Source organism: Nostoc sp. (assembly GCF_036917555.1).
GTDB lineage: Bacteria > Cyanobacteriota > Cyanobacteriia > Cyanobacteriales > Nostocaceae > Nostoc.
Window position 1 is genome coordinate 35,638 of sequence record NZ_JBALDD010000025.1, and the last position, 13,350, is coordinate 48,987.

The following is a 13,350-nucleotide window of genomic DNA, read 5'->3' on the forward strand; positions in this document are numbered from 1 at the left end:
ATTCTGCCATTAAGATCGGCGAATGTTCCCACTGTAGCAACTCTGTTCTTGTGTTTTTAAGTCTATGTCCCAAAAAATTTCTTCATCACCAACGCCTACCTCGTTACAAACACTAGTGTCTAACGAACGGGAATTCTCCTGGAAAGTAGCCTCTAATTTATTTGTTAGTTTTAAATATGCCTGGGCTGGAATCAGCTATAGTTTTCAAACTCAACGTAATTTTCGCATCCACGTAAGTGTTTGTGCTTTAGCGATCGCTTTAAGCGTTTTTTTGCATCTGCAAGCGGTGGAAATAGCGGTAATTGGTATAACTAGTGGTTTAGTTTTGGCATTAGAGTTACTAAATACAGCGATCGAGTCCGTTGTGGACTTAACCGTTAAGCAGACATACCATGAGTTGGCAAAAATTGCTAAAGATTGTGCGGCTGGTGCAGTGCTTGTCTCTGCTTTCGTAGCGATGTTAGTAGCAGGTACGCTATTGCTCCCTCCTCTGGTAACGTTAATTATATCGGCTTTGTAGAGGTGATTTGCGTAGGCGAGCATTTACCGCAGGCATCACTAAGTAACTCATTAAGAGAATCACACTCTGTCCGAATCCCCTTTGCAAAATATATTCAAAATTTAAGTAGTGCGATGTCTACAACGGGCTACGCCTACGTGCCAAGCATCCTGGCTAAAGGATCACTTGCTAATCTTTAGGAAGTAGCCGCAGAGTAGCCGCTTTATACTTACGCGTCCACGTTAGCGTTATTTTTACACCTAGCGAACAAATAGCATGAGATACTTATCTATGCTTTTTGCAACTGATGAGTGGTAAAACCAGGAGTGATAATCTTTGATTATAGTTATCGACAATTACGACAGTTTTACATATAACTTAGTGCAGTATCTGGGAGAATTGGCAGCAGAATTCCCAGTCGCAGATGATATTAAAGTTTTCCGTAACGACAAGATATCCATAGATGAGATTCGGGCATTAAAGCCGGAAGCTGTGGTTATTTCTCCTGGGCCTGGTCGCCCGGAAGATGCCGGCATTTCTTTAGAATTGATTGAACAACTAGGACAAGAGTTACCAATTTTGGGTGTTTGTTTGGGACATCAAAGCATTGGTCAAGTGTTCGGTGGTAAAATAATTCCTGCTCCAGAGTTGATGCATGGCAAAACTTCTCAGGTGTCTCACACTGGAGTGGGGGTTTTCCGGGGATTAAAAAGTCCTCTAACCGCCACCAGGTATCATAGTTTGGTAATCGAACGTGAAACTTGCCCCGATGTGTTAGAAGTCACCGCTTGGGTTGATGATAACACCATTATGGGAGTGCGACACCGGAACTATCCTCACATTCAGGGCGTCCAGTTTCACCCAGAGAGTGTCCTGACATCTTCAGGAAAACAGTTATTGCGAAATTTTCTGGAACAGTTACAGTCAAGAGCATAATTAATGAAACGACGACAGTTGATGGGCTATGCTGGGGCGGGGTTGGTAACAGCTTTGGTTACTACCTTGGGTTCTGAATCTCAAGCTGACGCACAATCTAGCGGTTTATCAGTTAAGTGGTTGGGTCATACTTGCTTTCTTTTTACTGGTGGTGGTGCGAAAGTTCTCGTCAATCCGTTTCGGACGGTCGGCTGTACTGCTGGGTATCGTCCCCCAAAAGTTGCAGCAGATTTGGTACTGATTAGCAGCCAACTACTAGATGAAGGTGCTGTGGATGTACTACCGGGAAATGCAAAACTCATCTATGAACCAGGAGTTTATGAGTTTAAAGGCATTAAATTCCAAGGAGTTGCCATAGACCACGATCGCAAAGGTGGTAAGCAGTTTGGATCAAATACTGCTTGGAGTTGGAAGCAAGGCGGAATTAATATCTTACACTTAGGTGGAGCCGCTGCACCCATTTCCATTGAGCAAAAAATCTTGATGGGGCGTCCCGATGTGGCATTTATTCCAGTGGGAGGCAGTGCAAAAGCCTACAATGCTGAGGAAGCAAAGCAGGCTGTTCAAATATTAAATCCTAAGTTGGTGATTCCGACTCATTACCGTACACAAGCGGCTGATGCTGCTAAGTGCGATCTTTCGCCACTGGATAATTTTCTGACCTTGATGCAAGGTATGACAGTGCAGCGTAGCAATGGAGATAGTATTTCCATTAGCCCTGGTAAATTGCCGGAAAAGGGGGAAATTCAGGTTTTGAGTTACAAATTTTGAATAAAGGGGACTGGGAAAGAAGCAGGGGAAGCAGGGGGAGAATAATGACTCCTGCCTCCACTTTCTAAATTCTGATTTTAGAACGTATACCATTCTCCGGTCAGCTTATCTGCGTCGCTGATAGGAGTCTCAACTGCTGTCGTTTCATTTATAGTCCAAATGTTGTCTGTACCTGCTGTCTGATCGCGCCAGTAGATATCAGTTTTGCCATCGCCGTTGAAATCGCCAAGGGATGGTGTCAAGGCCGCGTTATTAGCTGGTAAGAAAGCTTCAGTCGCAACTGTTGTGCCATCCATCAACCAAGCGGTGTTCGCACCTGTAGTTCCATTGTGCCAGAAGATATCAGTCTTGCCATCACCGTTGAAGTCACCAATTTTGGAAGTCCAGGATGAGTCAAGTGTGCCCAAAGCACCCTCTGTGACTAAGATACCATTTATCGTCCAAACCTTGTTCTCACCGGTTTGAGCGTTTCTCCACAAAATATCAGTCTTATAGTCGCCGTTGAAATCACCAAGGGTAGGAGTCCAGGCGGGATCTTGTGATTGCAGCGCCAATTCAGTCTTTTGCGTACCATCCATAAACCAAGCTGTGTTATCGCCTGTTGTCTGATCGCGCCAGAAGATGTCACTCTTACCATTGCCGTCGAAATCAACAATGGTAGGAGTTAGTGCTGTGTTTGTAGTGTCTAGAACAGTTGCATTCAGAACTGTACTACCATCCATCTCCCAGATAGCATTCTCGCCAGTTGTGCCATTATGCCAGAAAATATCGGTTTTGCGATCGCCGTTGAAATCTCCAATCTGAGGAGTCCAGGCTGGATCAACGCTACTTAGAGCAGCCGCACTACCAACTTTGGTTCCATCCATCAGGACGACGCTATTCTCACCGGTTGTCTTATTGCGTAATAAGAAGTCGGTTTTGCCATCAGCATTGAAGTCAGCAATTTTGTAATCATAGGCGGATAGGTCAAATTGACCCAAAGAACCCTGTTCGACAACTTTTGTTCCATCCATCAACCGAATGATAATCTCACCAGTTGAAGAATTGACCCAAACTTTGTCTGTTTTACCATCACCGTTAAAGTCAGGAGTAATCGCTGCACTAGTTAAGTAAGGATTAGGATTGGGATTTGCTGACGTTTTAACAGGTGCAGTCACTGGTTCACTTTCTAGTGCTAGTGAAGAACTCTTATTTCCAAACCCCAAATCATAATTTAAACTCTTAAGAGAAGTTGTCAAGATTTCTGATTTTGCAAAAGAATCTGATACCAATCGAGATGTATTCAAAGCTAAGGGTGAGGAATTTGAATTTGCAGGCATGGTGAATTTTTATTATTGGCTGTCATATTTTTTTAACTTTTTTTAGCAATCTCTTTCTGTAACGAAATAACATTTACCTGGGTTTCAATATTTCTTTATAACTATTTTTTATTTATTAATGTCACTAATTGAAGATAAATATCTGTTTGTTATAAACTATTATTCTAAAATTTTCAAGTTCTAGACAAGCAATTACAAAATGTTTTTTGTAATTTATATATAATTATCTGTAGATAAAAAATAATTTGTATCTAGGTTTTTTGACATTTAAATGTTGTATCAAAAATCTAATGGTATTTTTAAATGGTAATCAGTCAGATAAAAATATCCACAATAGCCATATATTTTTTCTAAACTTAGATAGTCCTGATAATCTTTGTTTTGAGCGATAAATCTTTAACTAAAAACTAGAATTTTATTTTATATTTAATTATACCAATTTACTTAAGATAGAAGCGATCGCTAGATTATTCCTAATAAATTTGTATAATCTTGCCTTTATTTTATTGGCACTTTCTTAAGTATTGGCTGAAGATCCACTATTTTTTATTTTGTGAACAAGCTTAGATAAAAAGTAACCTTGACCACCAGCTAGACCTAAATTTGAGCTATCCAATTTAACCCAATAAAAATCAAAGGCTATAGGGTTTTTGCTGGTACTTGGATGTGTTTCCCAATGCCGCCAAGTAGATGGTGTAGACTGAGTTAATTCGAGATGATAAACATAACGTTCTTGAATTTCATTCCGATAGGGAGTCATATTGTATTGATAAATACCCAATAACTCAATAATACGAACTCCCTTAACACCAGATTCTTCATAAATTTCTCGCAGTACAGCATCAGATGGCTGCTCACTTTCTTCAACTGTACCAGCAGGTACTTGCACACCAGCTTCAGGAAAATCAGTATGTGTAAATACCATTAATTCATCTTTCTTGGTTATGTAAGCGATCGCTTTTTTTATTATGGGTTGAGTGGACATATTTTTTATACTGTGTGTTGTTAGATTTATGAAATACCAGAATTTATATAAGATAAACCTTTAAAAATTATTTTATTTCAGGAATATCCTAAATTATTCGATCACAACAAGATCCCCGACTTCTTTAAGAAGTCGGGGATCTGAGTCTTTCGAGATAATTGATTTTTCTCCAATAATTTCTAACTTGAGTGGAAACAAATATTGGTTAGAATAACTTAGATTAGCAACTATTAAGAGGCATAATCTGTGCATCTGCTAGTTGCCAAAAGTGTCAAATAACACAATACTTTTAGAAGTACATCAACTATGCAAGCAGAATATCGGCAGCGTCGCGAGCAGTTAATGGCAAAAATTGGTGATGGTACAGCCATTTTTCGCAGTGCGCCAATGGCAGTGATGCACAATGATGTCGAGTATGTTTATCGGCAAGATAGTGATTTTTTTTACTTAACTGGTTTTAATGAACCACGAGCAGTAGCAGTGTTAGCGCCGCATCATTCAGAACATCGGTTTGTGCTGTTTGTGCAACCGAAGGATCGCGAAAAGGAAGTATGGACTGGTTATCTTTGTGGGGTAGATGCAGCCAAGGAAATTTATGGTGCTGATGAAGCGTACCCGATTAGCGAGTTAGATGAAAAGTTGCCGCAATATTTAGAAAAAGCCAGGCGGATTTATTATCACTTAGGACGCGATCGCAATTTTAACGACCAAATCCTGAGACATTACCAAAGTTTACTGCGGACTTATCCGAAGCGCGGTACTGGGCCGATCGCTATTGAAGATACTGGCCCTGTCCTCAACAGCATGAGATTAATTAAAAGCGAAGCTGAGTTGGAATTGATGCGTCAAGCAGCTGCGATCGCAACTGAAGCACACAATTATGCCCAAGAAATCGCCGCACCGGGACGTTATGAGTACGAAATACAAGCGGAGATGGAACGCATCTTTCGAGTCCGGGGTGGCTTAGGGCCTGCTTATCCTTCGATTGTGGCTTCTGGTGTAAATGCTTGCGTACTGCACTACATTGAAAATAATCGTCAAATGCAGGATGGAGAATTACTGTTAATTGATGCCGGTTGTGCTTACGGTTATTACAACTCCGATATTACCCGGACATTTCCTGTGGGGGGTAAATTTACGCCAGAACAAAAGACGCTGTATGAGATTGTTTTGGAGGCACAAAAACAAGCGATCGCTCAAATACAACCAGGTAATCCCTTCAAATTAGTTCATGATACAGCAGTGCGCGTTCTCACAGAAGGTTTAGTCGAACTTGGCATTCTCAAAGGTGAAATTGATAAGTTAATTGAAGAAGAGAAATATAAACCATATTATATGCATCGCACCAGTCATTGGTTAGGTTTAGATGTCCATGATGTCGGTGTTTACCAGCATGGTGAAGACAAACCACAGATTTTACAACCAGGTCAAATTTTGACAGTGGAACCAGGACTATATATTGTGCCAAATACCAAACTAGCAGAAGACCAGCCAGAGACTGATCCTCGATGGATTGGCATTGGTATTCGGATTGAGGATGATGTGTTAGTTACACCTGGGGGACATGAGGTGTTAACTGCGGGGGTTCCCAAAGCAGTAGATGAAATAGAAAGATAGAAAATGGGGATGGTAGACATCATCCCTAAGAGGATGTTTGTAAAGCCCCGGCGATTGGAAATCGCGGCTATACAGACAAAATTCACCTGCGTGGGTTTAAAACCCTTGATTTTGTATTAGTCCACGTTCGCGTAGCGTTCTGCAGGAAAGGTGGACTAAGCTTTGTGTAGCCGCGACTTCCAGTCGCTTTTAAAATCCCACTTCTAAAGGAAAAATTACAGTAAAAGTAGAACCAACGCCTACCTGTGAGGCTAGGTTAATTTGACCTTGCAATAGTTTTACTAAACGCGAGACGATCGCTAACCCCAATCCGGTACTATCAGGAAGATAAGGACGATCGCTATAACTCACACGAAAGTAAGGTTCAAATATCTGGGCTTGGTTTTCGGATGTAATGCCAACTCCAGTGTCAGAAACTGCGATCGCCCATCTCTGGTTCTCCAACACCTGACACATGATAATAATAGTCCCCAACTCTGTATAACGAATCGCATTACTAATAAGATTTGTAACAATTTGTTGTAATTGAAAAGAATCTGTGATTAATTTTTCAGGTATGCGATCGCAATCGACTACGATTTGTAAATTTTTTCCCGTAGCTAAAGGTTCCAACATTTCACACACATTATCAATTAATTCACGCACATCGGTAGGTGCTGATTGGAGTTTTATCTGCCCAGCCTCATAGCGCGAAAGTTCTAGTACATCATTGATTAGATGGAGTAACTGTTTACCATTACGTAGTACCCGCTCAATATGCTCTAAATTGGAAAAGTTGTCTTTAATCTCAGTCTTTCGTCGTTGTTGGCGTAAAAACAGATCCGAATAACCAATAATGGAAGTTAGAGGATGTTTCAATTCGTGGGCTAGTTGGGAAAGATACTCTTGATTAGCGCTAATTAGCCGCGTGAGTTCCTCATTATGAAGCGTTAGTGATGCTTGCAACTGTTGTAATTCTCGTAAGCGTTCCTCAACATAACTCTTGAAACATCGAGCGATCGCTTCGTCTATAATAGCGTCAATCAAACGCATGGAACGAATTATCTCTGAGGGGATTCCCTGTAATAAATCTGGTTGTAGAGCATCAAATATTACTGTTCGCAACAGATGATATTCTCTGGCAATTTCTGCTGGATCAAAACCTTGTTCGGCTCGAATCGCTCCATGTTGAAAACTGGCAGTTACCATTGATTGAATATCATTCTCTTGAGATTTTGAAAGCACTGTCACCATAGCTTTCAAAACATCAGGAATGTGATCTTTTACCGCTGTATAAGATAAGTCATCGGCACTTTCAATCCGTCTATCCCTACGAACCGCTAAAATCCATTTATCAAGGATGGTATCCGTTTTTTCAGCCAGTACTTGACTAAAATCCATTATGTTAAATTCAGCTAGAAGATAGATGAGTAAACTTCCATATCCAAATAGTTTAGCGACTATAGTGGCGCTTTACCACAATTAGTAATATTTTTCATCTACCAAAATAAATAGATTTAACAGGATTTGGTTGTTTATGGGCATTAATACTCACACATAAAAATCAAGAAGTATAATATATATCTTGATTTTACCAGTATAAGTCTAGCAATTAACAGCCTTGTGACTTGACTTAACAAAATTATCTAGTCCACTGTGTAAGGATTTGATTCACAAGATAATTAAAATTATCAATTTTCTGGATTAGCGAAAAGTTAGGTTAGCCAGGCGACTGAAATAACAAAAGAAACAACAACTATCAGCAGACAGATACTTTCACTGAAGTACCATCTATGTTATATTGTTTATATCAATGTTAGAATGTACAGAACTTAAGTATTTACTTAGAGTAAGTCAGCCTAATCTAACAGCTCGCAGGGCGTGATGTTGGAGCGGAGGAACCAAATTGTGGGGCGTATCTCAGAGAAAGTTAGGAGTTAGAAGTTACTTTAGTAAATATTCAACTCAAAAATCATAACTTTTTTTAGAAGGGCATCTCTCAGCCCTAGCCCGTCAGCTAACTTCGTAGGCATTGAGAGGAGACTGAAGAGACGGCATTTTTATAATGTTCCGATCTCATCGGTGTCCAAGGCTGGTACTGCTCGATTTTTTTGTACCTGCACTTAAATCTGTTGAGGTCGTAGATGATATTTCAACTAAATTTAGCAGCGATCGCCGCGATCGCTGGAAAAGCAACTTGGAAAAAAGCGAAACCTGTCATCCTCAAAGATGTCTTTATTCTACCTATATTGGGTTTCTTGGGAATAATTGTGTTGTGGTGGATTATTGCACTTGCCAACCATGAATTGATGCCTACCCCACCAGAAGCGTTAATCGCTAATCTAGACTACATCTTAAATCCCTTCTACCAAAGAGGCCCAGGCAACTTAGGAATTGGTTGGTTATTGATAGCAAGTCTGCGTCGAGTATTACTGGGCTTTTTATTAGGTGCGGTAGTAGCGATTCCTCTAGGGTTTGTAATTGGCATGTCCAGACAGGCAATGCTAGCGCTTAATCCGATCATTCAAATTTTTAAACCAGTATCGCCTCTAGCTTGGCTACCCATAGCCTTAGCAATTTTCAACTTAGCAGATCCCTCCGCCATTTTCGTCATCTTTATTACTTCCTTATGGCCAACAATTATTAATACCGCCTTAGGAGTTTCTAGCGTTCCCCAAGATTATTTAGATGTAGCAAAAGTATTGGAAATGCCACGTTGGCGACGAATTACAAAAATAATTTGGCCTGCAAGCTTGCCGTATATTTTTACAGGTTTACGAATTAGTTTAGGGATAGCTTGGCTAGTAATTGTCGCTGTGGAAATGCTCACAGGCGGTATTGGTATCGGCTTTTTTGTCTGGGATGAATGGAGTCGCTTAAACCTAAGTTCAGTCTTTTTAGCTGTGTTCATAATTGGCTTAACTGGGTTAATTTTAGATTATGCCGTGGGCAAAATCCAAGAATTAGTAACTCGCCGTCCTACAGCTTCTAATTGATTAAACTTTTTCTTGCCAAGACACCATATACTCATTAACTCTGCGCCTGGAGAATGAGCAATTAATCACCAATGGAGCTACAAGAATGGGTGATCATAACTGGACTCGACGAGACTTTATCAAAGGAATCGGAGCAACCACAACCGGAATAGCGTTATCTTCCTGTGCGATTTCAGGAGATAGATCCGCCAAAGGACTAACTGAAGAAGCCTTAGCTGTACAACCAGTAGTTAGATCCCAAGACCTAGAAAAATCCGACCTTACCATTGGTTACGTTCCCGTTAATGATTGTGCGCCATTTGCGATCGCCTGGAAAAAAGGCTTCTTCCGCAAATATGGTTTGAACGTCACACTTAACCGTGAAGCCAGTTGGGCTACCTCCCGCGACGGTTTGATATTTGGTCGTTTGGATGCTTCACCCGTAGTATCCGGTGCAGTTACCAACGCCAGAATTGGTGCCGAAGGCGCACGCCATGCCCCCTTGTGTGCAGCCATGACCATTCATCGCCACGGTAACGCCATGACGATGAACAAAGCCATGTGGGATTTTGGGCTGCGCCCGTGGTACGAGTATCAAGAACAATATGGTGATGGCGCTTTAGAAGCCTTTGGGCGCGATTTCCGAGGCTACTTTGATAAGCAGCCGCCAGAAGGCAAAGTTTGGGCGGTAGTATTAAGTTCCGCTATTTACGAATACTTTGTTCGCTACATATCTGCTGCCGCTGGTGTCGATCCACTTAAAGAGTTTCGGATCATCATCGTTCCGCCTCCCCAAATGGTAACAAACGTGCGAATTGGTGCTATGCAAGCTTATATGGTTGCAGAACCCTGGAATACACGAGCAATAACAGGTAACGAAAACATCGGCTTTACCTTCGCACAAGGCAAAGAAGTCTGGCTAGGACACCCAGATCGTTTATTGGGAGTGATGGAATCTTTCATTGACAAATATCCCAAAACCTATCGTTCCCTCGTGAAAGCGATGATTGAAGCTTGCCAGTATTGCAGCAAAGTAGAAAATCGTCAAGAAGTAGCCGAACTGCTTACAGAACGTTCCTTTACAGGTGCTAGACCCAAAAAGAAAAATGCTCCAATTGCAAAATTTACAAGTCCCGGAATTCTCGGTAACTATAACTATGGCGGCTTTGACGGCAAAGACCGCACCATCAAAGCCGCTGACACCACGATTTTCTTCGATATTCCTGACAACCTTCCCAAACAGCCAGGAGAACACTCAACATTTTTATGGAGATCGAGAAGTATCTGGTTGATGACACAAGCAGCGCGGTGGGGACAAATTCATAAATTCCCCAAAAATGCCGATAAACTTGCAGAACTTGGTTGGAGAACAGATTTATATCGGGAGATAGCATCAGAAATGGGCATCGAATGTCCCAAGGATGATTATAAGGTCGAACCACCAGAAGTATTTATAGATAAGAAAGGCTTCGACCCCAGTGATCCTGTGGGTTATCTGAATAGTTTTGCCATCAGGGCTAACGCTCCCACTCGCTTTTTCATGTCTTAAATCCCAAGTTTAAATTTTGATTGACTAAACTATTTGCAGAGCATTTGATGATGGAATATACCTCATTACCTATTAATACCCAGACCGAAGTTATGCCCCGCCCTGGATTTTTAGAAATTGAAAATTTAGTCAAGTCTTATCCGACACCTGATAAAGATAACTTTGTGGTTTTAGATGGGGTTAATCTTACGATTGGTGAAGATGAATATATTTCTGTAATTGGTCACTCAGGTTGTGGGAAATCAACTCTAATAAAAATAGTAGCTGGTTTAGAAAAAGCAACTTCCGGCTCAGTCAGGCTAGATGGGCAAGAAATTCGTCAGCCGGGAGCAGAAAGGATGATGGTATTTCAGAACTATTCGCTGTTACCCTGGTTAACAGTGCGAGAAAATATCCGTTTAGCCGTGGACGAAGTGTTAAACAATGCTAAGAGGGCTGAAAAAATTAGCATTGTAAATCAACACTTGGCAATGGTAAACTTGACGGCGGCGGCTGACAAATATCCCAATGAAATTTCTGGAGGTATGAAACAACGAGTAGGTATTGCCAGAGCCTTAGCAATTCGTCCCAAAATGTTGCTGATGGATGAGCCTTTTGGGGCATTAGATGCACTAACTCGTGGCAAATTAGAGCAGCAGGTATTGGATATTTGGGAAAATAATCGTCAAGCAGTGATGATGATTACCCATGATGTAGACGAAGCAATTTATATGTCCGATCGCATCGTCTTGATGACCAATGGCCCAGCTGCTAGTATCGGGGAGATTTTAGAAGTTCCTTTTGAGCGTCCACGCGATCGCGCCGCCATGCAAAACTCAAAAGAGTATTTTGAACTCCGCAACCATGCCTTAAATTTCCTTGATCGATATTTTGCTCAAGACGAGTAAATTAGATTATCATTTTTTTAGTGGGTAGCCTAATTCAAATTCATGAAAGCTGGATTTGGAACGGAGGAACCAATGTTTGGGGCTAATCTTGCAGAGAGCTGCAATTTAAGAGTAAAAAGTTTTAACTCACCACTCACCACTCAGCACTCCTAAGAGAGAGACACCTTCCAGTCTTAGCCCGTCAGCTAACTCCGTAGGCAATGGAAGGAACCCCCAAGACTTTGGCTGTAATACAGTTATTATTGGGGTTTCCTTGACTGATTTAAGATTTGAGATTTTGGTTATCGTCACTCAATCTAAAATCCAAAATCGTTCGACTGAGCGTAGCCCAAGTCCAAAATCTTAAATTGGTCGCCCTGCTTCTCATTGCTAATTCATTTCATTAGGAGAAGTAAAGCTGTGCAAATCAAGCCAATGTTAGCACGTCTGCAAAGTGCCACAGGCCGAGATGACTTAATTGAACAAATGGTACTGCTGCCAGAACCAAACAAACCTTTTTATAAAAAACCTCAAAAAGCAAAAGCAGTTAATCTAATTGTTGCTTATGACGCATCTCCTAACAGTCATACGGCATTAGATATTGCTTTTTGGATTGCCCATCAAACGCGTTTAGCCACTAATGCGGAAGTTACAGTTCAAGCCGTTTATGTGGTAGAAGATAATCAAAGCAGTCAGTATCCAAATATTTTAAGCTTTCCCCAACAACAGCCTTCATTGGAATGTCAAGTCAGTGAAGTATCAAAGTCTGTCACCCAGGTATTAACTCAACCCAAATTACAGACAGTGATAACTCCCCTACAACAAGCAGATATAATTCTTTGGCAAGCCCGAAGTCTGGCTGAAGAATGGCAAGGTTCCTTCAAATCTCACCTGCGGTTTGGCTCCATTGCCACAGAACTTAACAAAGTTGTTAAATCAGAAGCTGCTGATATTTTATTTCTAGGTTGCAACTCTGTCAATCATCCGATGATTGAAGCTTTAGGTTTTAATTTTCCCTGTGCTGTTTTGGGTATTCCCAGTTGTATTGATGAATAATCGCTGTTGGAAATTTCAGTAATTTTTATCATAGAAAAGCCACCTAGTTTTAGGTGGCTTTTTTTACTACTATACAACCAATTAAACTGTATTCTGGTGCAATAGTTGGTAAATCAGTAAAAGAGCAAGTTGTTCAAATTTTTGATCGGGTCGTAGCAAGCACTTAAGTGCTTACTACAAACTATTTTAACCTGTCATAATGCTTGTAGCAGAGTACCCAATACAGTTCGGTTAGTATATTTGGCTCTCGCAGATCCCACCAACCTCCCTTTTTTAAGGAGGGCTTTTCCTCCTATTTACCCCCTTAAAAAGGGGGTCGCCGTAGGCGAGGGGATGCTTAACCGAACTGTATTGGCAGACTACCTACTAGTAGCCAATTAGGTGCAATACATCACGCAAGACGCTGTAACCAGCTAAATCCCAAAGTAAATAGGCAAGAAATCCAATAGCTGCCAAGCGACCATTCCAAATTTCGGCTTGGGGAGTAAAACCGAACAAAAATGCATTACGGTCTACGCCGTTGTATTCAGGTGCAACAGGTGGTAAATCAGTAGAAGAACGAGTTTCTTTAATTGCCATTTTTTTTCTCCAAAATCTAGTAGCTTTTTAAGTGTTTAATTTCTAATAGCCAATCAAATGTAAAACGTCGCGCAGGACGCTATAACCAGCTAAATCCCAAAGTAAATAGGCAAGAAATCCAATGGCTGCCAAGCGACCATTCCAAATTTCGGCTTGGGGAGTAAAACCGAACAAAAATGCATTACGGTCTACGCCGTTGTATTCAGGTGCAACAGGTGG

The 13,350-nt window shown here is 41.1% G+C and carries 13 protein-coding genes and 2 riboswitches; of the genes, 8 read left to right on the forward strand and 5 right to left on the reverse strand.

All coding sequences use genetic code 11. The annotated features are described in order from the left end of the window. The first annotated feature begins 64 nt into the window (after positions 1-64). From V7K60_RS12390 to V7K60_RS12400, 3 genes are all read left to right on the forward strand, one after another. Positions 65-520 (forward strand): diacylglycerol kinase family protein, encoded by a 456-nt coding sequence (locus V7K60_RS12390; RefSeq protein WP_334925872.1) that lies wholly within the window; start codon positions 65-67, stop codon positions 518-520. 315 nt (positions 521-835) lie between these two features. Further along, positions 836-1,435, forward strand: coding sequence for an anthranilate synthase component II (locus V7K60_RS12395; protein WP_334925874.1), 600 nt, complete (start codon positions 836-838; stop codon positions 1,433-1,435). Between the two features lie 3 nt (positions 1,436-1,438). After that, positions 1,439-2,206, forward strand: a complete 768-nt coding sequence (locus V7K60_RS12400; protein WP_334925876.1) for an MBL fold metallo-hydrolase — start codon at positions 1,439-1,441, stop codon at positions 2,204-2,206. A gap of 77 nt (positions 2,207-2,283) precedes the next feature. Here V7K60_RS12400 and V7K60_RS12405 read toward each other — a convergent pair whose 3' ends face one another. Both V7K60_RS12405 and V7K60_RS12410 read right to left on the reverse strand, forming a co-directional pair. After that, positions 2,284-3,525: an FG-GAP repeat domain-containing protein gene (locus tag V7K60_RS12405; RefSeq protein ID WP_334925878.1), complete on the reverse strand. Its 1,242-nt coding sequence runs from the start codon at positions 3,523-3,525 to the stop codon at positions 2,284-2,286. A gap of 517 nt (positions 3,526-4,042) precedes the next feature. Next, entirely contained in the window at positions 4,043-4,510 is a 468-nt protein-coding gene (locus V7K60_RS12410) for an NUDIX hydrolase (protein ID WP_334925880.1), read from the reverse strand. Between the two features lie 306 nt (positions 4,511-4,816). On the opposite strand from V7K60_RS12410, the gene V7K60_RS12415 reads away from it, so the two are divergent. Continuing rightward, positions 4,817-6,127 carry an aminopeptidase P N-terminal domain-containing protein gene (locus V7K60_RS12415; protein ID WP_334925881.1) on the forward strand — a complete coding sequence of 437 codons (1,311 nt, stop codon included), beginning with the start codon at positions 4,817-4,819 and terminating at the stop codon, positions 6,125-6,127. Between the two features lie 189 nt (positions 6,128-6,316). Here V7K60_RS12415 and V7K60_RS12420 read toward each other — a convergent pair whose 3' ends face one another. Next, complete coding sequence (locus V7K60_RS12420) at positions 6,317-7,507, reverse strand: sensor histidine kinase (protein ID WP_334925883.1); 1,191 nt, start codon at positions 7,505-7,507, stop codon at positions 6,317-6,319. 445 nt (positions 7,508-7,952) lie between these two features. Beyond that, positions 7,953-8,153: riboswitch (cyclic di-AMP (ydaO/yuaA leader) on the forward strand. Between the two features lie 97 nt (positions 8,154-8,250). On the opposite strand from V7K60_RS12420, the gene ntrB reads away from it, so the two are divergent. The 4 genes from ntrB (at position 8,251) to V7K60_RS12440 (ending at position 12,552) form a co-directional block, all read left to right on the forward strand. Continuing rightward, positions 8,251-9,102, forward strand: coding sequence for a nitrate ABC transporter permease (gene ntrB / locus V7K60_RS12425; protein WP_334925885.1), 852 nt, complete (start codon positions 8,251-8,253; stop codon positions 9,100-9,102). Positions 9,103-9,187: 85 nt separating this feature from the next. Next, positions 9,188-10,630: an ABC transporter substrate-binding protein gene (locus tag V7K60_RS12430; RefSeq protein ID WP_334925887.1), complete on the forward strand. Its 1,443-nt coding sequence runs from the start codon at positions 9,188-9,190 to the stop codon at positions 10,628-10,630. 50 nt (positions 10,631-10,680) lie between these two features. Further along, positions 10,681-11,517 (forward strand): ABC transporter ATP-binding protein, encoded by an 837-nt coding sequence (locus V7K60_RS12435; RefSeq protein ID WP_334925890.1) that lies wholly within the window; start codon positions 10,681-10,683, stop codon positions 11,515-11,517. Positions 11,518-11,533: 16 nt separating this feature from the next. Next, a riboswitch (cyclic di-AMP (ydaO/yuaA leader) is annotated at positions 11,534-11,732 on the forward strand. A 199-nt stretch (positions 11,733-11,931) separates the two neighbouring features. Beyond that, positions 11,932-12,552 carry a universal stress protein gene (locus V7K60_RS12440; RefSeq protein ID WP_334925892.1) on the forward strand — a complete coding sequence of 207 codons (621 nt, stop codon included), beginning with the start codon at positions 11,932-11,934 and terminating at the stop codon, positions 12,550-12,552. A gap of 366 nt (positions 12,553-12,918) precedes the next feature. Here the strand turns inward: V7K60_RS12440 and V7K60_RS12445 are convergent, their stop codons facing one another. Then, positions 12,919-13,131, reverse strand: a complete 213-nt coding sequence (locus V7K60_RS12445; protein ID WP_292778499.1) for a high light inducible protein — start codon at positions 13,129-13,131, stop codon at positions 12,919-12,921. Positions 13,132-13,173: 42 nt separating this feature from the next. Then, a partial coding sequence (locus V7K60_RS12450) for a high light inducible protein (protein ID WP_334925893.1) occupies positions 13,174-13,350 on the reverse strand: 177 nt, incomplete at its 5' end.